This window comes from Cellvibrio sp. PSBB023 (assembly GCF_002007605.1).
GTDB lineage: Bacteria > Pseudomonadota > Gammaproteobacteria > Pseudomonadales > Cellvibrionaceae > Cellvibrio.
Map to the genome: position 1 here is coordinate 1,581,134 of NZ_CP019799.1, position 24,543 is coordinate 1,605,676.

Below are 24,543 nucleotides of genomic sequence, written 5' to 3' on the forward strand. Positions count from 1 at the left end.
CTGTGTATGAACCCTGTTATCAACACTAAGCGACCCATTCTGGCGATTACTTAAATGGTTCTGCAAAAAATTTTAATCCGCCAGTTTACCGGCGCCTTTTAGCCTTGCGCGCGCCACCAGGATTGCGCTGCCAGCCCGTCCTGTATTTTTTGCTCTTGCTGGTTGAGCTGTTGTTGCCATTGGGCCATTTTGGCGTCTATCACATGGGCGACGATTTTTTCGCTGCGCATGGCCGCCATTAATTCCACTTGAATGCGCGCCAGGTTTTCCTCTGCCAACGCCAGCTCGCGCTGTTGCAGCTCCACCATTTTGTGCAGTGTCGCTTTGTATTGTTGCTGGTTGTTACGCTGCAAGGGCGTGGTCATGGGCACAGTAAAACTGCACAGCCGGTTGAGGCCAATAATGTTGTTGCGGTAGCGCTGGCAGAGATTCTGCTGATAGGTCACTCGCCCCAGCATTTGCTGCACCTTGGTGCTGCGCAAACTGGCCAAGCGGGATAAGGCGGCTAACTGTTCTTTCATGATTGGTCACTGCCCCTATCGAATAATGCTTCTGAGCCCGGCAAGGCTCTGTTCCAGATCGGCACCGGCGCCCACATCCTGCCGTAAAAACCGTTCAATGGCGGGTGCCAATTGCACCGACTGATCGGTTTTTACATCCATGCCCGGGGTGTAACCACCGAGCGGGATCAGTTCTTTGATTTTTTCGTAGGTGCTGTAAAACTCTTTTAATTGCCGCGCCGCACTTTGGTGTGCCGGTTCCGTAACCTGGGTCATGCAGCGACTGACCGAGGCGGCAATATCGATGGCCGGGTAATGGCCGACATCCGCCAGCCGCCGTGACAGCACTATGTGGCCGTCCAGAATGGCGCGCGCGCAATCCACAATCGGGTCTTGCTGGTCATCGCCCTCTGCCAATACGGTGTAGAGCGCGCTCAAGCTGCCGCGCTCGCTTTCGCCGTTACCGGCGCTTTCCACCAGTTCAGGCAGCATGCCAAATACCGAGGGCGGGTAACCTTTGGTCGCCGGCGGTTCGCCGAGTGCCAACGCAATTTCACGCTGGGCCATGGCATAGCGCGTGAGTGAATCCACTAACAGCAGTACGTCTTTGCCTTGATCGCGAAAATAGGCGGCGATGGTGTGGCACAGCTCGGTAGCTTTCATGCGCATCAGTGGCGATTCATTGGCTGGCGCGACCACAACGACGGCTTTGCGTAAGCCCTCTTCCCCCAGCGAATGGAGGATAAACTCCTGCACTTCGCGCCCGCGTTCGCCAATCAAGCCAACTACCACCACATCGGCGGCGGTTTGACGGGTGATCATGCCCAGCAGCACACTTTTACCCACACCACTGCCCGCAAACAGGCCGACACGCTGGCCTTTGCCGAGGGTGAGCAAGGCATTAATCGCCCGCACACCGACATCCAAGGGCGCCGATACCGGCCTGCGCTTGAGCGGATTTACCCGCGGTAATTCGGTGGGCAAGGTGTCGCGACCGCTGAGTTTGCCCAAGTCGTCCAGCGGTTCGCCCAAGCCATTGAGCACCCGTCCCAACCAGGATTCATCGATCTGCAACAGGGCTTCATCTTTGGCGGGAAATACGCGGGAACCAGCGGTGAGGCCGATGGGTTTTTTGAAAGGCATGAGGTAGCTGATGTCGCGGTTAAAACCCACGACTTGTGCGTCCAGCATGCTGCCATCGCCCTGCTCCACATAGCAGCGCTGGCCGGTCATGCGCTGGCAGCCATGGCTTTCCAGCAACATGCCGGATACCCGCACCAAACGGCCACTGACCTTGGCCAGTTGCACGCGCTCCAGTGAACGCAGTGCATCGTCAAGCTTGAAGCTTTCCAGCATGGCTTAGCCCTCAGTGAGTTGCATGTGCTCGGCCAGCGTATCGATGCAGGAATCCAGCCGCTGTTGGCAGCCAATATCCACCTCGGTTTGCGCAGTGACTATGCGGCATTCGCCCAGTGCCAACTTGTCGTCCGGCACCAAGCGCCAGGCGGCAGCACGACCGGGCGCCAAATCCTTGATGCGCGAATACTCTTCCGGGTTGAGCAGTATGTGTACTTCGTTCTGTTCTGTGGGCATGGAGGCCAAGGCTTCCTCCGCCAGATTCAGCAATTGGGTGGGGTGCAGGGTCAGCTCACAGCGAATCACTTGCTGGGCGACTTTTTTCACCAGCTCCAACAATTCCTGCCGACGCTTGCGCTCAAATTCCTGCAAGAACACGCGCAGTTGTTCGCTGATCTGTTCCAGCGGTTCACTCGCGGTTTCAAACAGTTGCTTGCCTTCCTGGCGCCCTTCCTCACGGCCGCGTTGCAAACCTTCGTTGCGCCCTTGTGCAAACCCGTCGCGTTCGCCCGCTTCCTGCCCCTGGATCAAGCCTTGTTGATAGCCCTTTTCCGAGCCCTCCTGAAAACCCTCGGCAATGGCGCGCTGGATGGCTTCCGGGTCGCTGCCCCACTGGCCCGCTTGCAGGTTGGAATTGACATTGGCGCGCGGCGGGAAACGATAAGGCCGCCACCCTTTACCTGCCCCTTTAAGCACTTTAACCGTCATATCGGCCCCTTATTCCACTGTCTGTTCGCGGAACAATTGCAACTGCACTTCACCGTTGGCGGCCATGTCGCGCACCACCGCCATAATGTCCTTGCGTACCTGCTCAATGCGGCTCAAGGGCACCGGCCCCTGACGGCGATTGATGGATTCCATTTGCTGCGCCTGCCGCTTGGGCATGGCTGCCATAATCGCTTTGACCAGCGCTGGTTCAGCGCCTTTGAGCGCCACTACCCACTCGTCCAGCGGGATTGCTTCCAACAAGGCTTGCAATACTTCCTGGCTTTGGCGCGAGAGGATAAAGAAGTCGTACATTTCGTCTTCAATCTTGTCCACCAAGTCCTTGTTGTGGGCACGCAGCAACTCAAACATCTGGTTACGGTCGCCTTTGAAGCGATTCATGATGTCCGCTGCCTGCTTCACACCGCGCACCCGCGAGCCTTGGGTTGATAACACCGACAAGCTGCGGTCGATCAATTCTTCCAGTTCGGCGATCACATCGCTGTTCACTTCGCTCAGGTTGGCGATGCGGTACAACAGCTCGTCCTGACTGGCGGCAGGCATGCATTCCAATACTTCACTGGCCATGGCGGGCGGCAGGAAAGCGAGGAAAACCGCCTGCATCTGCGCGTGCTCCTTGGCGATCAGGGCGGCAAACTGGCGCGGATCAATCCACTCCATTTTGGCCATCTTGGCGCGAATTTCTTCACCGTAGATGCTGTCGAGCAGGCCCCGGGTAATATCGCTGCCAAGCGCTTTGCCGAGCATGCCGGACAAATAGGAGCGCGATGCCCCCTTGATGCTGCTCTGCTCTTTGTAGTCCTCAAAAAAGCGGCTGATCACTTCCGATACCATCGGCTGCTTCACATTGCTCAAGCGCGCCATGGCTTGGCTGATACTGACAATTTCCTCCCGCGAGAAGTGGCGCAAGACACCCGCCGAGGTGGAATCGCCCATGCTCAAGAGCAGGATGGCAGCCTGCTCAACCGGGCTGAGCGAGCGCATAGGCACGCGCGCCGGAACGTCTTTGGTCGCTGAGGCACTGCGCTCATCAGCCTGCTGGATTGAGGGTTCTTTCATTTCGACCTATCCATTGTTTAATGACTTCGGACACACGTTCAGGATCATTTTTGGCCAGCATTTGCAAATGCTCGATTTGCATTTCCAACCCCGAGCCGGGCGCGGGCAGGCGAATTTCGGCCAGCGGGTTAAATTCACCCAAGATATTGGGCGCACCATCGCCACCAAAACCGCGCAGCGGGTGTTGCTCGGTGCGCAGCGCCAAGGGCGGCTCCACCATGGGCGGCATCAGTTGCTGGTTGGAGCGGATTAAATTGCGCACGGCCGGGCGCACCACCATGAATAACAGCAGCAGGCTGACCAAGCCAAACAGGCCCATTTTGGCCAGCTCATACACCCGGGTGCTTTCCCACCAGGGCGTGTTTTCTACAATCTCGACCGGCTTGGTAAAGGGGAAGACGCTCAGAGTCAGCAAATCGCCGCGCCGTTCATCAAAGCCCACCGCACTTTTCACCATGGATTCCAATTCCGCGCGGGCTTCCGCTGTCCAGCCACCTTCGGGGGCACTGCTGGCATTCAACACCACCGCCACTGTCTGGCGGCGCAGAGCAAAAGGAGCGTGTTTGATGTGGGTTACGGATTGGTCGTACTCCAACTGGCGGTTGGATTCTTTGCGCAAGGACGTGGCCGCTTTATTGTCCACACTGGATTCAGCCGTCGCTTCGCCTTCGGCAGGCTCAGCGGCGTCGGCATTGGCGGGGGGAATATCTTGCGGTGGCGGCACCGGGCGATTGCTCAGGGAACCGGGCACACCCAACGCGAGTTGGTCCAGCACGCTTTCGTCACGCAGGATTTCCGAGCGCAAGCGTGGGTTGTCGCCATAGGATTGCAGTGTCTCTTCGCGCTGGCTGAAATCGATATCCGCCGCCACGCTGATGCGGTAATTGCCTGCACCCAAAATCGGGGCCAGCACCTCCTCCACATTGCTCACAGCCTTGGCTTGATAGCCATCCACCAGCTCCCAGCTTTGCGAGGGGCCCGCGTTTTCATTCAGGCCGCGCGATAAAAGCACGCCCTGCTGATCGACCACACTCACATCGCCACTGGCTAACTGCGGCACACTGCTCGCCACCAGATTAACAATCGCACTCACCTGCTCCGGCTTGAGTTTGTAACCCGGCGCCAACTGCAACATCACCGAGGCTTTGGCCGGGTCGCGCTTGCTCACCACAAACGAAGTGCTCTCCTGCAAGGCCAGGTGTACCCGCGCCATATCCACGCCTTTCATGGTGATAATTGAGCGCGCCAGCTCACCTTCCAGACTGCGCTTCAGGCGTACATCCTGCACAAACTGACTGGAACCCAATGGCTCCTCTTTATCAAATAATTCATAGCCGGAGGGCATGGCTACCTGGATGCCCTTGGCCGTGAGCAGCATACGCGCGCGCGCCAACTGATCCTCGCGCACCAGGATTTGCCCGCTCTGCGGGTGCAGGTTGTAGCCTATGGCCTCTGCATCCAACACGCGCATCACTTCCGCTGCCGGATAGGCTTCACCCGCCCCGTAGAGCGGGCGAAAGGAGCCTTGGTCGCGCCACAAATACACCACCACACTCACCGCCACTATGGCGGCTACCGCGGCCATGAGCATCAGCCCCAGGCGCGGATCCAGTGTGAAACCACCACTGCCCCGGCTGGCTAACCTGTCTTTAATGAACTGCACCATGTGAACATCTCACTCGGGTTTGGGGAATGGGGGGATTAGAGCGGTGTACGCATAATCTCTTCAAAGGCGCTGGTCACCTTGTTGCGCACCTGCATCAGCGCCGAAAACGACACGCTGGCTTTCTGGCTTTCAATCATGGCACCTACCAGATCATCGCTGGCACCCGAATCGACTGCTGCTGTCAAGGCGCCCGCTTTGTGGTGCTGGTTGTCGATGGCGGTGAAAATCTCACCAAAGGCAGTGCGGAACCCGTCTTTTGGGGCTGAACCGCCCTCCAATCCGCTGGCGTCAAACAGCGTCGATGCCTCCAGTACCGGGCCTTCGGCGCCCTGTTTCATCTGCTCCATGCGCCCCAACAAATCCTGCTGTACTTGCGTTATTGAATTCATATCCACGGTCTCTGATACATTCAGGGTTAAAGAATGGGTTAAAAAGTAATTTGTACGCCCTGCTCACGCATGGCGGTCAAGCGATAGCGCAAGGCGCGGGGCGTCATGCCCAGGCTTTCTGCCGCCTTGGCTTTGTGGCCGCCAAAGCGGCGGATGGTATCTATTACATGCTGGTACTCCGCCCACTTACCGCTGGCGCGCAGGGCAGCTTTGCCGCACATCTCGCTGTTTAGATCCGCACCAGATTCAGTGACATAGGGTTTTCCGGGGATTGCGCCGCGCGTAGCGGGCAATGCCAGGCCCAAATCCTGGGGCTGGATAAACAGACCATTGCGCAACACCAAGGCGCGTTGCAGCATGTTTTCCAGCTCGCGCACATTGCCCGGCCAATCGTGGGCCAGCAGTGCATCGCAAGCTGCCGGCGTGAGCAGGTCATCGCGCTGTTCATGGGGAGCGTGTTTACGAATCAGGCGCCGCGCCAGAGGCAGGACATCCTCTTTGCGCTCGCGCAGTGGGCAGATGTGCAGGGGCAATACATCCAAACGGAACATCAAATCGGCGCGGAAACGGCCCTCGGCCACCTCCTGCTGCAAATCGCGGTTAGTGGCGGCGATAATGCGTACATTGAGCGGGATTTCCTTGTGACCGCCCAAACGCTCTACCCGCTGCTCTTGCAGTACACGCAGCAACTTGGCTTGCAATCCCAAGGGCAGCTCGCCGATTTCATCGAGCAATAAAGTGCCGCCATTGGCCAATTCAAACTTGCCCGGCTGGGCAGCGGTTGCACCGGTAAAGGCGCCGCGCTCATGGCCGAACAACAGGGATTCCAGCATCTGCTCAGGAATGGCCGCGCAGTTCACGGCAATAAAGGGAGCATCATCGGCAGCAGAAAAACGGTGGATATAACGCGCCATCATCTCCTTGCCGGTGCCAGTTTCGCCGGTGATGAGGATCGGTGCCCGCGCCAGCGCAACCCGCTGGGCCATGGCTAATAAGCGGCGACCCGCTTGCGAGCAGGAGACAAAACTCTCCTCCGCGGCCAAACCGGATTCCTGCCGTTGCAGGAGTGCATTTAATTGCGGGGCGCTAAACGGCGCTAATAAATAGTCAACACAACCCAACTCCAGCAGCGCAGCGGCTTTTTGCTGGTCGGCATACTCAACCACGGGAATCACGCTGATGTCGGGCGCATCGCCAATCATGGCGCCAATACGCGCAAACAGGCCGCTGCCGGGGAAGCTACTCACAAACACAAAGATCAGGTTGGCCTGGGCGATAAGGCTGGTGCTCAGTTCAGAAAACTGTGCGCAGTGAATCACCTGGCAGTCGCGCTGCATCAGTCCGCTGGTCAGCAGGCTGTAACCATCGTCGCGCGAGTGCCCCAGAATAATGACCTTGCTCGCAGCAGCAACATGTATTGATTGGCTTGTAGACATCACCGTCAATCACCTTCTATGGGTTGCATCCGGATTGTGGGTTAACCCGAAAGCCGGGTATCGCATTTAAGTGTTGTGCGCGCCGGGTCGCCCTTGAAGAGCATTAGCCACTGTGTGATACAGCGCCACCAGCGCCGTGAACCAGGTCACGCCACCAAACCATAACAAGCACCCCGCAAAGCACTAAATCATTTGGCATCAAATAAAATCAAAACGTCTAAAAACCCCTTAAAAACAGCTTTTGATATCTATTGATTTAATTTCACCGCCCGCCCACTCCTATACTCGCTCGCAATGAGGGCTGATGCTGTTATCGCCCTCCCACGGACATTGATCACTGCAATATCCATCACAGCCACATTTATCTCAGCGACACTTATCCAGTACAGGAAATGCGCATGACAGGTAATGCGAAAGTTCAGCACAAGGTAGCCAGCGACCAGCTGATACGGTTAAAACCCCAGAAGCTGGGGCGCCACTATCACAAGATTCCCCTGTACATCCGTGAACTTTCCAACAAGTACCCACGGGTGATCAGCGATTATTTTTTGCGCAACTACCGGATCAATCTGGAACTGATGAATGTGGTAGTGCACGAACAGCGCGCCACCGACCCGGAATGTATTTACCGCTCTGGTTTGGGCAAGGTGGGCTTTTCCATGGATCGCCCCCTGCTCACCGAAGTGCTGGAGTGCTATTACGGCGGTATTTGCCTGCCCAACCAGGATGCACCGCCGGTCAGTATTTCCGAACAGCGTATGCGCAGCCGCCTGGGTATTGATGTGGCGCAGATTTTTGCGCAAGCCCTGCTGGCGGGTGAAACCTTTGGCGATCTCAAGGCCTTTGATAATGCCTACGAGGAGATCCAATGGGAGTACATCGCCGAGTTCCAGTACCACAGCCACATCACCAACAAACAGGCATCCATCTTCATCTATCTGGATACCCAACTGGTCGATGAACTGACCAGCCGCATGACCAACCCGCTGCCTGCACCCACTGGCGTTAGCCCGATTCATCAAATCAAGAACCTGCCGGTCAGGCTCAACTGCGTTATCGCCTCGCTGCAAATGCCGCTCGCCCAAGTGCTCGCCCTCAAGACCGGCGACATAGTGATGATGCGCATGCGCGACCGCTGCGATGTGGAAATCAACCAGGAAAAACTCTTTCGCGGCGCCCTCTTTGAAGACGATGGCGCCCTCTTTTTAACCTCACTGGAGAGCGTGAAAACATCATGAACAATTCTTTTAGCGACAGTGACTTTGACAATTTGATGGGTTCCAACGACCTGGGCCTGCCGCCGCTCACCAGCGAAACCAGCGCGCCCGAAGCACCGGCCATGCCGCAACAGGATTTAAGTTTCTTCGGCAAGATCCCGGTCAATGTCACCCTGGAAGTGGCCTCTACGGAAATCCCGCTCAAGGATTTAATGGAAGTGGATATCAGCAGCGTGATCATGCTCGACAAACTCGCTGGCGAACCGCTGGACGTGAAGGTCAACGGCACCCTGTTCGCCAAGGCAGAAGTAGTGGTGATGAACGGCAACTACGGCTTGCGTATTGTGGAGCTGAGCGGCACCAAACTGGACGGCCTGACAGCATGAGTGCCGCGCGCCGACTGCTCACCGGCATAACGCTCCTATGCGGCTTGCTGCTCAGCCCCTTGAGTGCCTGGGCGGCAGGTGGCGATATTCCGCTGCTGCAATTCAACGACACCGCTGGCGGCGGCCAGGAGATGAGCGTCAAGCTACAGATTCTGGTGCTCATGACACTGCTCGGCTTTTTGCCCGCCATGCTCATGATGATGACCTGCTTTACCCGCTTTATTATTGTGCTGGCGATTTTGCGCCAGGCCATTGGTTTGCAACAAAGCCCACCCAACCCGGTCTTAATCGGCGTCGCCCTCTGCCTCACCCTGTTGGTGATGCGCCCAGTCGGGCAAGAAATTTACACCAAGGCTTACGTGCCCTTTGAGGCCGATCAAATCACCCTGCAACAGGGTTTAACCGAAGCCAAACACACATTGAGTCGCTTTATGCTGGCGCAAACCAGCAGCAGCTCGCTGGACACCATGCTCGCCCTTGCGGAAGAAGAGCGCCCCACCGATTTGGCCGAACTGGACTTTTTTGTACTGCTGCCCGCTTTTGTCTTGAGCGAATTAAAAACCGCCTTCCAAATCGGCTTTATGATTTTTGTGCCCTTCCTGGTGATCGACCTGATTGTGGCCAGCGTGCTCATGGCCATGGGCATGATGATGCTCTCGCCCATGATGATCTCCCTGCCGTTCAAGCTCATGGTGTTTGTACTGGTGGATGGCTGGACGCTCCTGGTCGGCACCCTCACCACCAGCATCCAACCCTTTTAGCGCCCGCCAGCCCAACGCCGCCTCTCAACGGAATCGCCTTTTATGATGACACCCGAAGCTGCCACTACACTGATCGCCAACGCGGTTTACATCACCGGCCTGGTAGTCTGCGTGCTGATTGTTCCCAGTTTGATTGGCGGTTTGCTGGTGAGTATTTTTCAGGCCGCGACGCAAATTAACGAGCAGATGCTGAGCTTTTTGCCGCGCCTGCTCATCACTCTCGCCATGTTGATATTTGCGGGCACCTGGATTCTGCAAACCCTGAGCGATTTGTTTGTGGAAATATTCCAGCTCGCAGGCAGTTTGGTCGGCTAGCGCCATGGTCACGGCCACGCCCCTGCTTGACGCCAGCCAGCTCATGCATGACATGCAGGCTTACTGGTGGCCGTTTTGCCGCCTGCTCGCCCTGTTCAGCATGGCGCCGCTGTTTAATCACAAAGCAGTATCCATTCGCATCCGCGTGTTGCTGGCGCTGGCCATTACCGCTGCCCTCACCCATGTACTGCCCGTACCACCCGACATCAACCCGCTCTCACTCAAGGGGATTTTCACCAGCATTGAGCAAATTTTATTTGGCGTATTACTCGGGCTAATGCTGCAACTGGTATTTATTATTTTCATGTTGGTGGGCGAAGTTATCTCTACCCAAATGGGCATGAGCATGGCGCGTTATAACGACCCAACCAACGGCGTTTCATCATCGTCTATTGTTTACCAGTTGTATTTTATTTTGCTGGTGTTTTTATTTTTTTCGATTGACGGCCACCTGCTTACCGTGAGTGTGATTTACCAAAGCTTTCTCTACTGGCCCGTCGGCGGTGGTTTGCATTATTTGGGAATTGAAGGATTTTTACGCGGTATCGCCTGGATGTTTGCAGCCTCGGTACTCATTAGCCTGCCTATAGTGTTTTGTATGGCACTGGTGCAATTTTGTTTTGGTTTGCTCAACCGAATCTCACCGGCCATGAACCTCTTCTCGCTTGGTTTTCCCATCACCATTCTGGTTGGCCTGTTGTGCATTTATTTAACCCTGCCCAACATGCCGCAAAGCTACCTGCATTTAACCCGCGAATTGCTCGACACCATTGGGCGCATCTTGCAGGAGGGCAATCGTGTCTGAACAACACAGCTCCCAGGAAAAAACCGAAGAGGCCAGCGCGCAGAAACTCAAAAAGAGCCGCGACGAAGGCCAGGTCGCCCGTTCCAAAGACTTAGCTACCACCATCTCGCTGTTGGTAACCCTGTTTGTACTCAAATACAGTTTTGGTTTTTATGCCGATACCCTGCATGAAAGTTTTCGTATGTCCTACATAAACTTTCATCAAGCAGAAATGGATTTAAACGATCTGCCACTGCTACTCACCCAGAATTTATTATTGTTCGGCATGCTGTTATTGCCACTGCTGATTACACCACTGCTGGTGATATGCCTCTCGCTAGTGCCCGGCGGCTGGGTATTTGCCAGCAAAAATTTTATGCCGCAATTTAGTCGGCTCAACCCACTCAAAGGTTTGGCAAAAATTGTCTCAGCACAGAATTGGAGCGAGCTGCTTAAATCCATCGTAAAAATTACCGTACTATTGCTCGCCGCCTGGTGGCTGGTATTGGATGCCAGCGCGCGTATGCTGGAATTCCAGCGCATGGATCTAACCAGCGCCATCACTCAGGCCTTTGGTTTATTGTTTAACACCACCTTGATTTTGCTCACGGTATTTGTGTTGTTTTCGTTTATCGACATTCCCTTGCAGCGCTTCTTTTTCCTCAAAAAAATGCGTATGACCAAACAGGAAGTCAAAGAGGAACACAAAAACCAGGAAGGCCGCCCTGAAGTGAAGGCGCGCATCAAACAACTGCAACGCCAAATGCTTCAGCGCCAAATTAATCGCGTGATAAAAAATGCCGATGTAGTGATTGTGAACCCGCAGCACTATGCCGTCGCACTCAAATACGACCTCAAAAAAGCCAAGGCACCCTATGTGCTCGCCAAAGGCGTGGATGAATTGGCACTCTACATCAAAAAGCTCGCTGCCAAACACCAATTGGAAGTGGTGGAAGTGCCACCGCTGGCGCGTGCCATTTATTTCACCACCCAAATTAACCAACAAATTCCGGCACCGCTCTACACCGCTGTGGCTCATGTGCTGAGTTACATTTTGCAACTGCGGGCTTACCGGCAGGGGCGCAGAAACAAACCGCAATTGGCGAATAACCTCAATATCCCGGCCAGCATGGCCAACAGGACTTAACCATGAATTTACTCCAGCAACTTATGCCGAACCTCCGCAGTGGCCGCATTGGTATTCCGCTGCTGATTTTATCGATACTGGCAATGATTATTTTGCCGCTGCCACCGCTGCTGCTGGATATTTTATTTACCTTCAATATCGCCGTATCCATTCTGGTATTGCTCACCAGCGTGTCCACCAAAAGCCCGCTGGATTTCTCGCTTTTTCCCACAGTGATATTAATCACTACCTTGATGCGCTTGTGTTTAAACGTAGCCTCTACCCGCGTGGTATTACTGGAAGGCCACACCGGCACCGAAGCCGCCGGTAAAGTGATTGAAGCCTTTGGCGAAGTAGTAATTGGCGGAAACTTTATTGTCGGTATGGTGGTGTTCCTGATTTTGATGATCGTGAACTTTATTGTGATCACCAAAGGCGGCGAAAGAATTTCAGAAGTCACCGCACGCTTTACGCTGGATGCCCTGCCCGGCAAACAAATGGCGATTGATGCCGACCTCAACGCCGGTTTAATCAGCCAGGAAGATGCCAAACAACGTCGTCAACAAGTCTCCAAAGAAGCCGATTTTTACGGCGCAATGGACGGTGCATCCAAATTTGTACGCGGCGATGCTATTGCCGGTATTTTAATTCTGCTCATCAATTTGTTCGGCGGTTTTGCCATAGGTGTGTTCATGCACAACCTGAGCGCAGGCGAAGCCTTCCAGCAATATGCACTGCTCGCCATTGGCGATGGTTTGGCCGCTCAAATTCCCGCCCTGCTGCTCTCTACCGCCGCCGCCATTATTGTTACGCGCATTAATGAATCCTCCGAGATCACCCAACAAGTCCAGCGCCAAATGCTGGCGACTCCCTCACTGCTCTACACAGTCGCCGGGATTTTATTGTTATTGGCACTGATTCCCGGCATGCCCAAACTGGCGTTTATGAGTTTTGCCGCACTGATTGCCTTTATCGGTTGGCGCGTGTCACTCAACCCCAATCCCGCTGATGCCAGCCTCGATGAAGCCGAAGCTATCACCGCCGCCATGGGTCAAGAGCAAGCGCAACAGTTAGCCTGGGACGATATTCCGGCGGTGGAATCTGTATCTATTTCCCTCGGTTACAAACTGGTGGGATTAGTAAACCAAGCAGCAGGCGCACCACTGGCACAACGTGTGCGCGGCGTGCGTCAAACCCTGTCAGAAAATTTGGGATTTTTATTGCCGGAAGTACAAATCCGCGACAGCCTGCGCCTTAAGGCGGCGCAATACAATATTTACATTAATGGTGAAAAAATTGACGGCGCCGAGCTGCATGCCGATCGCCTGATGGCCATTCCCTCCCCCGAACTTTATGGCGAAGCTGACGGTATTTTAGGTATCGACCCCGCCTACCGCATGCCAGTGGTGTGGATTTTACCGAGCGAAAAACCCCGCGCGCTAAATTTGGGTTATCAAGTCATTGATTGCGCCAGTGTCATCGCCACCCATTTAAATAAAGTGATTCGTGCGCACTTGCCGGATATTTTTAAACACGACGATGTAGAACATTTAATGCAGCGTTTGGCACAGCTCGCCCCTAAATTAGCGGAAGCGTTAAAAACCCAACTCAGCTTTACCCAACAGCACAAGGTGTATCGCCAATTGCTGCAAGAGGAAGTATCACTCAAAGATATTGTCAGCGTTGCTACCGCGTTGGTCGAAGGCAGCGAAAGCACCAAAGACCCGGTACTGCTCGCCTCCGATGTGCGGTTTGCATTGCGCCGCAATATTGTGTCCAGCATTGCGGGCGACCGCAGTGAATTATCGGTATTTGTCTTGGATAACACCTTGGAAAATACCCTGCTCAGCGCCTTAAGCATTGCCAAACAAGCAGGGCCAGTGAGTTTGGATAATATTCCTGTAGAACCCAACCTGCTCAACCAATTGCAAACCTCTATGCCGGTGGTTAAAGAGAAACTCCGCAGCGAAGGCCACCCGCCCATTCTGGCTGTCATGCCACAATTGCGCCCACTACTGGCACGTTATGCGCGGGTATTCAGTCCCGGCCTGCACGTGCTATCGCAAAATGAAATTCCCGAGAAAGTGGGCGTAACTATTTTGGGAAGCTTGGGGTAAGTTTGGAGAGCTTGGGGTAAATTTGGGATTTTTTGGGAAGGAGCGGGATAAGAAATTGAACGCTACCTTCCTATTCATCATCCAATTCACCGCGCATAATGCGTAGTTTTTCTACCATGCTGGTGAACTCAGCGGAGGGCTGTTCCAAAATAAAACCCGCTTCAAAATAGCCGGTTTTATCATTCACACCGGACCATTTGCAGCTGGCATCCACTTCAAGTTGCAGCAATTCATTTTCCGCCAAACGCATCCGCAGTCGTAAATTCATACGAGTACCAGGTTCTATGGCCGTATCGCTCAACAGCTTGAACCCGAATTCAGACACATCGCCCACATAACCAATCAGCGCCCCATTTTTGGGGTTACTCACCTTAACGCGAAAAATGGAGCGAAAAATAAGTCGACTTTGATTGCGCATAATAAATAACCACGAAACCGAAACAGAAGCGCACACCAACTGTGCTAAAGCGGTAAGGCGACAGGGTTGGTTAGTTTATTAAATCGCTATTCTGCTTTTTCATTCGTCGCCACCGGCTCCATAGGCACCAACTCCAACTGCAACCCGCTTTTGGTGACAGTGGGCGGTGGCCTGCGCCCCGGTGCTTTTACCGCCGCAGGTGCGGCGCGTTCGGCTTGTGCCATGGCCGCTTCCAGCTTTTTGCGCTCGGCGACTTTTTCCAACTGCTGCGCCATGTGCCGACATTTATCGGCTTGCGCCTGCATGGCGGGCATCTGCCCCAGAATATCGGACAGCAAGTAATACGCCTGGGGTAACTCAGCGTAATCCGGGTATTGCTTGTGCATAGCGTTCAGCAGTTTGACTGCCAGTGCGCTATCGCCCTGCTGCTTTAACAGGCTTGCCAATTGCAGGCGCAATACCGGTGAGTCAGGCAAAAAGTCCGGTGCAATCACCCGTATTTGTTTAAAGCCGGGCGTGAGTTTATCCAGGCGTTTTTTGCGATTAAGAAAATGCAAATAGATTGTGCCAAAATCAGCCATGAGCGCCGTTTTTTTACACACATAAAGCAACTCAAAGAATTGATCAAAAAAGCGCGCGTCGTTCGGGTATTGCTTAAAGGCTTGATAATAAAGCGTCACCACCCGCTCGTAATCGCCTTCTTTTAACAGCACTTGAATCTGCGCGGCCAAGCGATCCGCCGCTTCGCGTTTGGGCTGTTCTTCATCCTCATCAATACGGGCGCTGTAACCCAGCTGATCCTGATACTGGAATAGCATGTAGCCCATTAAATGAAATGCGACCAGGGTGTAATAACTGGACACCATGGATTGCAAAACATAAGACACCGCCGGAAATAATTGCCCAATCCATTCATGCAACAAACCCACAGAGGTCATCATGATCAGGATAAACGCCATCAATAAACCGTAAGGCAAACCAATTGCGCCAATTAATGACAGCGTCGCAAAGGGGTTCATGGCCTCCAACATATTTTCGGTTTGCGCAAAGCGAATCAAAATAGCCGGAAAGGAAATGACCGCAATAAATCCCAACAATCCACCTATGGCAGGCCCCAGGAAATGCGCGGCAACCCCCACAGCCAATCCCAGTATTATTGTGATGACCACCAACTGTAACAGCAGGCTAATACCGCCTTGATAAGCGTCCATTACGTCCGGCGCTTTCATCTCGCCCATGGCGGTGCGCTCAAGGCAAGTGAAGCTGTATTTGAGCAAAGCACCTGCGGCAAATAAATACAGCGCGAGCGCGAGAATCCATAAAAATGGCATGAGCATAGCCATCACTGAAGCGATGGAGGTGATCACAATTAAACTCATTGACGAGGCATTGAGCGGGTACTTAAACGCCTCCGGCAAGCGCCGCCAAAAAGGTTCAGCCTGATTGCCGGAACCCAGGCTAACCAGATGGTGCCCGCACACAAAACAGCGCGCCGGTAATTGCGCGTCGTCCACACAGTGATCGCATTGATGCACATTGCACTGCTCGCAGAAATAAGTCGCGCCATCCAAGGGGTGATATTTACAGTAATGCACGCTCTGCTCCCTGTGCGAATTGTGTAGCCAGTTGTTCGTAATGGGTACGCTTGCCAGTATCGCGCAGGCGTAAAAATGCTGTCGCCAATTTGGTCGCCAGCACACTCATAGCGGGGTTGGTACAGCCCTTTTGCGCAAGCCCGTTAAATAATTGCTCTGCCGCGCGCGGGTTTTCCAAGGCGGAAAATTGCATGGCCAATTTTAACGCGGCGCCTTCACTCAAGGATTCATGCACCTCAGGGTTATCCAGCCACACCCGTTCCAGTTTTTTGATCTGATCCGGCGTTAACAGCGGCAAAGTCAAGAGCGTTATCACCGCCGGTTGCAATGCCGCACCGCGCTGTATTTTCAGCAGGTTGTAGCGAATCATCACCCATTCAAATTGATTCCCTTTTTCAGCGATAAGCGCATCCACCAATTGCAGGGCACGCTCAAAACGGAATTTTTCAATCGCCTCATAAATCTCGGCCATAGGCTTTTGCGCGGGATCTACGCTCTGGTCGTTATTGATGTAGTCATCATTAAACAGCGAACGGTTCATCAACCAGGCGACACCAATCAGCAGCGCGCCCGTCACAAAGCCACCGGCGTGCGCCATAAAGGCGATATTGGAATGGGTATCGGTTTGGTATTGGTAAATTTCCTTGCCGATATAAAAGGGCAAAATCAACAGCGCGGGCGCACGGAAATAGCCCACCACAAAGAAAAACCAATAAAAGAATTCAATTTTCTTAAAGCGAAACACCGCAAGGTACATAGCCATCACCCCGGAGATAGCACCGGAAGCACCGATCAACGGCTGACTACTCGCCCAATCCGTCGCCACCTGCGCAAAGCCTGCGCCCACACCCGACAGCAAATAAAACAGCAAAAACCGCCAATGCCCAATCGCCGCCTCTACCGCAAAACCGCACACAATCAGGAAAAACATATTGCCCAGCAAATGCATAATGTCGCCGTGCAAAAACTGGTGGGTTAGAAAACTGGGAATGGATAATTTATTGGCCTGCAAACCATTGGCCACATAACTGAGCGACTGAATCAACCCATGCAACTGCGCCCGCTCCTCCACCCACTGATCAAAGCGATCCGGCGTGAGGTAACTGCGCACATGGGTTTGCAAATAGCGGTAAAAATCCTCGCGCATCAGCAGATCGGCAATGATGTAGTCATACTCCCCCTTGGCATATTCACGGCGATACTCCGTCAACTGTACATCGCCCTGCTCCTCCAGGTAAGCCTCAAATATCGGCCATTCATCCTGAATAAAGCCCTGCGCATGGTAGCGGCTAATGGCTTCAATAATTTTGGGGGTATCGCCGCTTTGGTAGAGGAAAAACACCATGACATTAATAAATACCAGGGTGCACAACACAAGGGGCGCATGGCGCCAATCCAGGGACTTTTCAGTAGGGACTATGATCATTTGTTATCGTACATTCCATTTGCTTTTGTGAGTCAGCGCAAATATTAACCCTGACCCAGCGCAAAGTCATGCAGATTCAGACGGCTACCCAGCACCCAACAACTGGGCAATTTTTGAACGAATGCAATCTAAATAATGATAACTATAGGTTTTTGCCAAGGTTGTTTATATAATCCCGCCCGCACGTCCCTGTAGTTTAATCGGATAGAACGTATGCCTCCTAAGCGTATGATGTGGGTTCGATTCCCGCCGGGGACGCCATTAACACCTCACTATTTTATGGCGAATTATTAAAAAATAATTTGTTCACATCTTCATGTTTTACAGCACGCTGTAAATACTCTCAAATACAAAATTGATCAGCACAAAATCAATTTTTTGTTAAAAAGCAATCCAACAAGCTGTATTTCAATTAACAGAACGCTCAGTCGTTTCAATGTCGTTTATTCAAAATGCGCAGCCTGCCTGTTAGATTTTTCCAGCGCGAAAAATAGGATGAATGGTATTGCTTACATCGGCAGGGCTTGAATAACTGTAATCGTTCGAATACATTTATAACTAACAGCCGACACCGCCATTGCACTGGCAAAAACGATTGAGGATTAAACAATGGTTAAAGTTGCTGATTTACCCACTTTTGACTTGGCGGAAATACTCGACAGCGAGGCTGCCATCGGTGAATACCTGAATCTGGTTCTTGAAGAGGACGACTCGGCAGAGCTGGCTCACGCACTGGGCGTAATTGCCCGCGCCCGTGGCATGACCCAGATTTCGCAAGAAGCAGGTATTAGCCGCGAAGCACTTTACAAAGCACTTCGCTCCAATGCCTCACCCCGCTTCGACACCATTAGTAAGGTGCTTCATGCGCTAGGGTTAAAACTGACCATCGTGCGCGCCTGATCAATACCATCACTCCACACTCTTTTCCTGCGTGCTTTTATTCAAACATAAAAGCACCTTCAGCTTTTTTATTAGCGCCTTCTCCCGCACACCAAACAAAACAGCTTAAAAATTAATTTCCTACCTGTAGCCTGTATGGCAGCCTAGCGGAATACAGGTTTTTTTGTTGAATAAAAAATACCCAGGGTTAATTGGATATTTGTGGGATGCACGTTGCGAAGTAAACAGCCTCAGAACTAATCAGCGCAAGAATGGGTATTAATTAACGCCACCCAATTTAATTCACTTTGGTTCCCGCTCCAAAATTAGCTGCACAATATTCCTATGCTCAAATCTTATAGTAAACACTACAGCTTACTGAAATGAGTTAGAGCTTCATCATGATTAAAAATCTTCCACTGCGGTATTTCAACCTTATCACCAAGATATATGCCCATCCTATAGTCAGGCCATGCAATATCTAACTCGATTAATTTTCCGTTGATTGGCTCTTTAACTGCGTGAGAAATTCGCGGTGCGGAGCTAAGTTTCTTCTGGGCTAAATGGATAAGTCCATGAAGTGCCGGATCTACATGTTGTTTTACGTTGGTCCAAGAGTTTTCCATCAGAATCCCTTGTTCCTTTCGCAGCCTATTAATAAGCTGCACATCGGTATGCTTTATATACATGTGCCCATGAAATGGCTCCTTCCTATGGCAATCGGCACATAAGCAAATTAAGTTGTTGGCAGAATTGTCGTGTTTGACTCCATTGATGTGGTGCGTGTGAAGCAATCGTTTGTTGCTTTCCAAATTTACCTGGCAGCCTTGGCAGGTAAATTTGGCATTCGCTTTTTCTCTTGCAGTAATAGCATCCCAATCTTCTGAATAGCCAAATTCTGTTGTTTGGGGCTTGGGTTTCGGATGGTGTTTAAATAGTGAGCTATAGTTAGAAAAAAATTCGCTGAAGTTAAAGTTATTTACGATGTTGTTCCGTTCATATGTCGAAGACTGACTCGCATTTTTGTAATTTAATTGATTTATACAGTTTTTACACACTTGCAATCTGGCTTCACCCTCTCGGTATTGTCCGAATTTAGTAGTTCCAAAAATAGGAAAGTCGCCACTAATGCTATTAGTGACATTGTAGCGCTCAAAGCGATTGCGAGCTTTCATGTCCTGAATGGTTTTGCAGTCGAATACATGAAATTTTCTACCACTAGAGGGGTTCACCAGTGCTTCTTCGACCAAATGCCCATGATCTGGAATAAACAAAATTACCTGGCGACCTTTAATACTCAGCAAGCCTTGTGCGGATTCAAGCTGATCGAGGCTGATCTCTAAGCTGCCAGTGCTTAACTGGGTATCAAACTCCAAATCTGAATCAGTCCAGTTAGTTTCCAATTGTGCATCAACTATTTTTGCGCCCATGCGGGAAACGTTACTCCATAGAGCGCTGAAATCGACGTTAATTTTCATTCCACCGTCTCTAAAATTCGTTTTATCTGAATATCAGCGTTGGTTATTACACGAAAGCTTACGCGGCGTGATTTGGTTGGGTCTTCTGTACCTGCTTCATCGCGTATTAACTTAGATGAGGAAAGCCCGACGGCGGCAAAATTAAGCTTAATCCAATCTCTGTAAGTGCTGCTGGTTTCTAAGTCAAAAATATAGCTGAGCACTGCTTGGGTTCTACCCTGTGACAGTTGCATATTATTAAAATAGGCGTCTCTTTCTGAGGTGTTGCTATTCCACTTGCTGCTAGTATGTCCTTCGATTCGAATTTCATTAATTGAATCGCGATAAGATTTTAGAACTTCCATATAGCGGGGGAAAAAGTCTTGCAGCAGAACCTTGTATTGTTCATTTAGGGTAGTCTCACCTTCTTTAAACAAGACGTCAGGTGATTTGAAGGTAAACGTTAGCGTGTCTTCGTCAATGTCGGCATTCCATTTGCTCAAGTCGGGTTCAAATTCGCGCTTAAGCTGCTCATAGATAGCAACCTGGTTTTCCTGATAGGCAACCGCAACTTGTTTGATTTTATCCCGTTCCACAAAAGCATGGCGCATCAGTGCAATTGCGATAAACAAAAATACAATCATCAAGCCTGACATAAGGTCACTGACGGAAAGCCAGTGAGATTCATCTTCTTCGTGGGTATCTCGCTTAAATAAGTCCATTTAATTACCTATTGAATCTGCTTTCTGACAACATCATTCATGCGGCTAACCAGCTGGGAGTAATCGCTGGTAAATTGCCCACTTATCGACGCAAGAGCAGAGCCCATGGACTGCATGACTTTGCTAATTTCTTCACCCAGTGCTTTATCAATCATATCCACTTGTTTAGTGACCGATTCCCCGGTGTTCGACAGGGTTTGTTCAATGGTCTTTTCCAAACTGGCAAATATTTTTTCAGCATTACGTGAGTGTTCTTGGGCAGCCGTCTCAATAGAGCGGCTGAGATTTTCCTTCATTGTGTTAATGTCTTTTGCAAAAGATTCTGTCACAGAGCTAGATTGAGTAATAAGCTCCGTGGATGCTTTTTTGAAACTTTCATTCAACTCTTTTCCGCCTTGTTGTAGCTCGCTCAAGAGGTTGCGCATATGGCTGTCAATATCACTAATGGCTGCATTCATATGCTCGCGAATTTCTTCGGTAGAATTGGCGGTTGCCTGTGCTGACTCTGTGAGTGCTGCGCGGGTTTGGTCTACTGTGTCACGATACTGTTCAGCGCTGTCGTTAATACCTTTAGCAAGCTGTTCGCTGGCCTGAGCAACTCCTGTAACGGCAAGTTGGATCTGAGCTTTAATTTCTGGAACTGCTTCAACAGCTCGGTCACGCACATCTGCAAACGCGACCAAATGGCGATCAAGCTCAGAAATCTGATGTTGATTGACCTCCATCACTTCGCGCAGGTTGCTCATGGATTGCGGAATTGATTTGGCATCCTCACTTATAGCCGCGACAGAAGCTTGGGTATGTGTAATAGCAGTCACACCTTCTTTATATTGAAGACTCATATCCGTTAACTGGTTTTTGTAGTTATCCTGCCAGGTAACAAGTTCGAGGCATGCCTGATTCAGTGCTTTGAAGTTTTCGCCAAATTGTTCTATTAAATTATTGTTGAAATCAACAATAACCTGTTTGAGCGCCTCAATTACTTGTTCGGTGGCCGACTTGGAAAGCATGTCGGCAAAGTCCTGAAATTTAATCCAAAGCTTGTTTTCGAAGGAGGCAAAACTTTCGGCGCTAGTTTTAGTGGTGGATGAAATCTCTGTTAGCACCTCGCTAACAAGTAGTAGATGTTTCTGATTTTGTTTATTGCTATCGCTTAAGTCAGATCGCAGTAACTTCAATTGTCCTATTAGACTTGAGTCATCATCACCGCCAATGGTTTTTCTAAGAGAGCTAATCGCATCTGCTTGTTGCTGCATTACGGAAAAAATATCCCTAGCGGATACATCCTCAGGCACATTATTTTCCAATGGTGACGGTTCGATAAAACCCGAGGAAACCAATGCCTTGAATACGATTGATAACGCCATACCCACTAAACTGGTAATAAAAGCGGTTTTTAAACCGTTGAGCAATAGCGCGATACTTCCATCAATGTTGTCGGGATCAAAACTCAATAGGCCAATAATAATTCCAGCGAAGGTGCCTAAAATACCTAGCGAGGTTAGCAAAGTCGGTGTGTATTGGACGAAAGTGCTGTGCTTTCCTTTTTTCTTCCAGATTAAAGTAACCACAAAAATGGCCAACATACACCATATAAAAATCTCAGTAATGGCATTGGCAGTGGCGCTATGCAGTCCTGATTCCAGCAAGGGGGAAAGAATCATAAGTTTCGTCCGTCGGGTAAATTAAAGTACTTTATCGTTTGCTATGCCAGCGCATAATCCGCGCGAGCTTGACATTCCTGGCTCTCTGAGCGAGGGATATAACTGGTTTATAAACGCAGAGACCATTTAAAGTGTTTACAAAAAACATCAGCTAGAGATTGGGCTTTCCATAGACATATACGTGATCTTGAATAAGATGTACGTCGGCATCAAAACCACCTTGGATCCGCTTGATACCTTCAACTCCAAAACCGAGTTCAGTCCCTTCGTAAAAAGCACGAATGTCAAAAAGGTAGGAAGTACCCTTCTCTTTCAGATTAATTATTTTAAATACGCAATCAATGAATCCCTCTTCACTGAACTGGTCGATGATAGGCAACCCACTTTCACTTAAAACTATTTCCATGCTTATTCCTTTGAAAGATTTCCGCCTATTCAGTTGATAGGCACCCAACGTAATAGGGAAGAAGAACGCGATCGCGCGCATGGGGAAATTAAAACAGCGGAGAGAGTAACTACATCATCCGATGAAATAGTTCCCGTGGGTGAGCTTGGCAGGCAAGTCGTCCCATTGGTTTTTTTGGAGCATAAGTGATGAAGTCAAAAATGTGAATAACGCCACATTACAAAAAAGATATAGATCTACTACTTTGATAGGCATTCAGACATAAGCGTTTAATAATTGTTTTTATAATCAATGAGTTAATGGTTTTAACCAATACCCAGCTAAATCAGCTTTTACTACAGCCAAACCACCCTCACTCCGTAACGCCGCCTTTATTGACAGCACCCGCCCCGTCCACTAACCTGCCCGCGCTGCGGTAAATCCCGCAGTCGGGATTACTACCCCCGCATCCAGACCGGCGCTAGAACGTAAGTTTTAGTGTCCTCGTACAGCTACGCCTGTTGTTATGGCGGCTGGACGGGGCCACCTTCGGGTGGGCCGGTGTGGTTTGGACCGGTGGTAGTAACCCCGTTCAGTTCGCCTCCATGACTTACTACCTCATGGTGGTGGAATTAAATCCAAACTATGAGACTTTTATTATGGATAATGTGACCTCTCTACCCCCTGCTACAAATCCCTGCGTTATCAAGCTTGATCAATTTCAGTACGCCTTTTACCAACAAAGCCAAGTAGAAATTCAATCCCCCGATGGTATGTGCCTGACTCGTATTGGCGAGGAAATAAACAACCGCCGCGACGAAGAGCAGCATTTTCAGTTGTGGGAGCAAGTAGTGTTGTTAGAGGTGCTGCTTGAGCAAATCGACAGTGACCTGAAACTCCCCGCCCGCGCAGTCACCTGCCTTGCCGATTTAATGACTCGTGTAAATGCGCATTTTTTGAAACACGCGGAGTAAACACACAAGGGCGGCAGGCATTGCCGCCCGGCTGCATTTTAAAATAAGCTAGGCAGCGCCTGTATCTGGCTTTATTTCCACTGCATAAACACAAGGAGAGCTTAATGAGTGAAGCCATATTATTTGATGATGGAAAATTGCGGTGCCGTTGGTGTAGCGCCGCCCCTGAGTTCCTCGCTTACCATGACACCGAATGGGGCTTTCCCGTTGCCGATGATTTCAGGCTGTTTGAGAAAATCAGCCTGGAAGGTTTTCAGTCCGGCTTGAGCTGGCGAACGATTCTTGCGAAGCGGGAGAATTTTCGTAAAGCGTTTGTGAATTTTGATTTCAATAAAATAGCCCGCTTCACCGATGCAGATGTAGAACGTCTGTTACAAGATGAAGGCATAGTGCGGCATCGGGGGAAGATTGAAGCGGTGATTAACAACGCCCGTTGCGCGCAGGAGTTAGTTGCTACAGAGGGATCGCTCGCGAATTTTGTATGGCGTTATGCCTTGCCAAAAAATCCAGCAAAACCACAGTCGCAATCTACATCTGTGGAATCAGTAGACTTATCCAAAACCTTAAAAAAACGTGGCTGGAAGTTCGTCGGCCCCACGACGGTTTACGCCTTTATGCAGGCCATGGGACTGATCAACGACCATGCCGATGGCTGTGTTATCCGCAAAAAAGTGGATAAAGAACGAAAGGCGTTTTTGGCGGAGAGGAAGAAGAAGTAAAGCCAAGAATAGACAACACGACAAATCATGACACTTGCGACACTGTAACTCATGAGATACAGTCTTGATGATCAACAGGATTGGAGTAATAAGCCATGAGTGAAAAATTTACCCGCTGGGATGCTGCCGATTATCTGGATACCGAAGAGGATATGCTTTCCTACTTTGAAGCATGCCTCACAGAAGATCCAGGTGATGGCAGTGTTATTCGTGCAGCATTAGGCGATATTGCTCGCGCTAAAGGCATGAGCCAACTGGCACGCGATACGGGTCTGGCAAGGGAAAGCCTCTACCGCGCACTATCACCCGAAGGCAATCCAGAGTTTTCTACAATTATGAAAGTAATGAAAGCCTTGGGCATCAAACTGCACGCTCAGCACGTGTGAATAAATGGCAACAGAAGAAATATCTGAATAAAAAACACATAAGGCGGCAATTGCCGCCTTATGTATATTTTACCAACGCA

25 protein-coding genes and 1 tRNA gene are annotated in these 24,543 nt (G+C 50.9%); 12 read left to right on the plus strand and 14 right to left on the minus strand.

From position 1 onward, the window contains the following. Window positions 1-98 precede the first annotated feature (98 nt). The 7 genes from B0D95_RS07090 to B0D95_RS07120 are packed head-to-tail and all read right to left on the minus strand — an operon-like array spanning window position 99 to window position 7,132. Window positions 99-521: a flagellar FliJ family protein gene (locus tag B0D95_RS07090; protein WP_078043247.1), complete on the minus strand. Its 423-nt coding sequence runs from the start codon at window positions 519-521 to the stop codon at window positions 99-101. Between the two features lie 15 nt (window positions 522-536). Beyond that, window positions 537-1,856 carry a flagellar protein export ATPase FliI gene (fliI, locus tag B0D95_RS07095; protein WP_078043248.1) on the minus strand — a complete coding sequence of 440 codons (1,320 nt, stop codon included), beginning with the start codon at window positions 1,854-1,856 and terminating at the stop codon, window positions 537-539. 3 nt (window positions 1,857-1,859) lie between these two features. Continuing rightward, window positions 1,860-2,564, minus strand: coding sequence for a flagellar assembly protein FliH (fliH, locus tag B0D95_RS07100; protein WP_078043249.1), 705 nt, complete (start codon window positions 2,562-2,564; stop codon window positions 1,860-1,862). A 9-nt stretch (window positions 2,565-2,573) separates the two neighbouring features. Next, on the minus strand, window positions 2,574-3,641 hold the full coding sequence (locus B0D95_RS07105; protein WP_078043250.1) for a FliG C-terminal domain-containing protein: 1,068 nt from the start codon (window positions 3,639-3,641) through the stop codon (window positions 2,574-2,576). Beyond that, window positions 3,613-5,307 (minus strand): flagellar basal-body MS-ring/collar protein FliF, encoded by a 1,695-nt coding sequence (gene fliF, locus B0D95_RS07110; RefSeq protein WP_078043251.1) that lies wholly within the window; start codon window positions 5,305-5,307, stop codon window positions 3,613-3,615. The genes B0D95_RS07105 and fliF overlap by 29 nt, the downstream gene beginning before the upstream one ends. Window positions 5,308-5,342: 35 nt before the next feature. Beyond that, on the minus strand, window positions 5,343-5,696 hold the full coding sequence (locus B0D95_RS07115) for a flagellar hook-basal body complex protein FliE (protein WP_078043252.1): 354 nt from the start codon (window positions 5,694-5,696) through the stop codon (window positions 5,343-5,345). Window positions 5,697-5,734: 38 nt separating this feature from the next. After that, a complete protein-coding gene (locus B0D95_RS07120; protein WP_078043253.1) occupies window positions 5,735-7,132 on the minus strand; it encodes a sigma-54-dependent Fis family transcriptional regulator in 1,398 nt (465 codons plus the stop codon). A gap of 398 nt (window positions 7,133-7,530) precedes the next feature. Here B0D95_RS07120 and B0D95_RS07125 point away from each other — a divergent pair, with 398 nt between their 5' ends. From B0D95_RS07125 to B0D95_RS07155, 7 genes are read left to right on the plus strand one after another with little or no spacing between them, the layout of a single operon-like run. After that, complete coding sequence (locus B0D95_RS07125) at window positions 7,531-8,370, plus strand: FliM/FliN family flagellar motor C-terminal domain-containing protein (protein ID WP_078043254.1); 840 nt, start codon at window positions 7,531-7,533, stop codon at window positions 8,368-8,370. After that, window positions 8,367-8,735, plus strand: a complete 369-nt coding sequence (gene fliN / locus B0D95_RS07130) for a flagellar motor switch protein FliN (RefSeq protein ID WP_078043255.1) — start codon at window positions 8,367-8,369, stop codon at window positions 8,733-8,735. Before B0D95_RS07125 ends, fliN begins: the two co-directional genes overlap by 4 nt. Next, window positions 8,732-9,496 (plus strand): flagellar type III secretion system pore protein FliP, encoded by a 765-nt coding sequence (gene fliP / locus B0D95_RS07135; protein WP_078043256.1) that lies wholly within the window; start codon window positions 8,732-8,734, stop codon window positions 9,494-9,496. The genes fliN and fliP overlap by 4 nt, the downstream gene beginning before the upstream one ends. A 42-nt stretch (window positions 9,497-9,538) precedes the next feature. Further along, complete coding sequence (locus B0D95_RS07140) at window positions 9,539-9,811, plus strand: flagellar biosynthetic protein FliQ (protein WP_078043257.1); 273 nt, start codon at window positions 9,539-9,541, stop codon at window positions 9,809-9,811. Between the two features lie 4 nt (window positions 9,812-9,815). After that, window positions 9,816-10,616: a flagellar biosynthetic protein FliR gene (fliR, locus tag B0D95_RS07145; protein WP_078043258.1), complete on the plus strand. Its 801-nt coding sequence runs from the start codon at window positions 9,816-9,818 to the stop codon at window positions 10,614-10,616. Continuing rightward, entirely contained in the window at window positions 10,609-11,742 is a 1,134-nt protein-coding gene (gene flhB, locus B0D95_RS07150; RefSeq protein WP_078043259.1) for a flagellar biosynthesis protein FlhB, read from the plus strand. Before fliR ends, flhB begins: the two co-directional genes overlap by 8 nt. Before the next feature lie 2 nt (window positions 11,743-11,744). Beyond that, window positions 11,745-13,838 carry a flagellar biosynthesis protein FlhA gene (locus tag B0D95_RS07155; protein ID WP_078043260.1) on the plus strand — a complete coding sequence of 698 codons (2,094 nt, stop codon included), beginning with the start codon at window positions 11,745-11,747 and terminating at the stop codon, window positions 13,836-13,838. 70 nt (window positions 13,839-13,908) lie between these two features. Here B0D95_RS07155 and B0D95_RS07160 read toward each other — a convergent pair whose 3' ends face one another. From B0D95_RS07160 to B0D95_RS07170, 3 genes are all read right to left on the minus strand, one after another. Further along, a complete protein-coding gene (locus tag B0D95_RS07160) occupies window positions 13,909-14,256 on the minus strand; it encodes a PilZ domain-containing protein (RefSeq protein WP_078043261.1) in 348 nt (115 codons plus the stop codon). Between the two features lie 86 nt (window positions 14,257-14,342). Continuing rightward, entirely contained in the window at window positions 14,343-15,851 is a 1,509-nt protein-coding gene (locus B0D95_RS07165) for a hypothetical protein (protein WP_078043262.1), read from the minus strand. Further along, window positions 15,838-17,277 carry a rhomboid family intramembrane serine protease gene (locus tag B0D95_RS07170; RefSeq protein ID WP_078043263.1) on the minus strand — a complete coding sequence of 480 codons (1,440 nt, stop codon included), beginning with the start codon at window positions 17,275-17,277 and terminating at the stop codon, window positions 15,838-15,840. Before B0D95_RS07170 ends, B0D95_RS07165 begins: the two co-directional genes overlap by 14 nt. A gap of 185 nt (window positions 17,278-17,462) precedes the next feature. Here B0D95_RS07170 and B0D95_RS07175 point away from each other — a divergent pair. Together B0D95_RS07175 and B0D95_RS07180 are read left to right on the plus strand one after the other, a co-directional pair. After that, window positions 17,463-17,538: transfer RNA gene (locus B0D95_RS07175), tRNA-Arg, on the plus strand. Window positions 17,539-17,886: 348 nt separating this feature from the next. After that, the gene (locus tag B0D95_RS07180) at window positions 17,887-18,177 is read left to right on the plus strand and encodes an addiction module antidote protein (protein WP_078043264.1); all 291 of its coding nucleotides are present in this window, start codon (window positions 17,887-17,889) and stop codon (window positions 18,175-18,177) included. A gap of 347 nt (window positions 18,178-18,524) precedes the next feature. Here B0D95_RS07180 and B0D95_RS07185 read toward each other — a convergent pair whose 3' ends face one another. The 4 genes from B0D95_RS07185 to B0D95_RS07200 all read right to left on the minus strand — a co-directional run bounded on the left by B0D95_RS07185 (window position 18,525) and on the right by B0D95_RS07200 (window position 22,405). Beyond that, complete coding sequence (locus tag B0D95_RS07185) at window positions 18,525-19,634, minus strand: HNH endonuclease signature motif containing protein (RefSeq protein WP_078043265.1); 1,110 nt, start codon at window positions 19,632-19,634, stop codon at window positions 18,525-18,527. After that, a complete protein-coding gene (locus B0D95_RS07190) occupies window positions 19,631-20,335 on the minus strand; it encodes an OmpA family protein (RefSeq protein ID WP_078043266.1) in 705 nt (234 codons plus the stop codon). Before B0D95_RS07190 ends, B0D95_RS07185 begins: the two co-directional genes overlap by 4 nt. 8 nt (window positions 20,336-20,343) lie before the next feature. Continuing rightward, window positions 20,344-21,999: a hypothetical protein gene (locus B0D95_RS07195; protein WP_078043267.1), complete on the minus strand. Its 1,656-nt coding sequence runs from the start codon at window positions 21,997-21,999 to the stop codon at window positions 20,344-20,346. A 151-nt stretch (window positions 22,000-22,150) separates the two neighbouring features. Beyond that, the gene (locus B0D95_RS07200) at window positions 22,151-22,405 is read right to left on the minus strand and encodes a hypothetical protein (RefSeq protein ID WP_078043268.1); all 255 of its coding nucleotides are present in this window, start codon (window positions 22,403-22,405) and stop codon (window positions 22,151-22,153) included. 542 nt (window positions 22,406-22,947) lie between these two features. On the opposite strand from B0D95_RS07200, the gene B0D95_RS07205 reads away from it, so the two are divergent. The 3 genes from B0D95_RS07205 (at window position 22,948) to B0D95_RS07215 (ending at window position 24,463) form a co-directional block, all read left to right on the plus strand. Further along, entirely contained in the window at window positions 22,948-23,358 is a 411-nt protein-coding gene (locus tag B0D95_RS07205; protein ID WP_149867877.1) for a hypothetical protein, read from the plus strand. Window positions 23,359-23,462: 104 nt separating this feature from the next. Then, window positions 23,463-24,077, plus strand: a complete 615-nt coding sequence (locus B0D95_RS07210) for a DNA-3-methyladenine glycosylase I (RefSeq protein WP_078043270.1) — start codon at window positions 23,463-23,465, stop codon at window positions 24,075-24,077. Window positions 24,078-24,172: 95 nt separating this feature from the next. Then, complete coding sequence (locus B0D95_RS07215; RefSeq protein ID WP_078043271.1) at window positions 24,173-24,463, plus strand: addiction module antidote protein; 291 nt, start codon at window positions 24,173-24,175, stop codon at window positions 24,461-24,463. Window positions 24,464-24,543 lie beyond the last annotated feature (80 nt).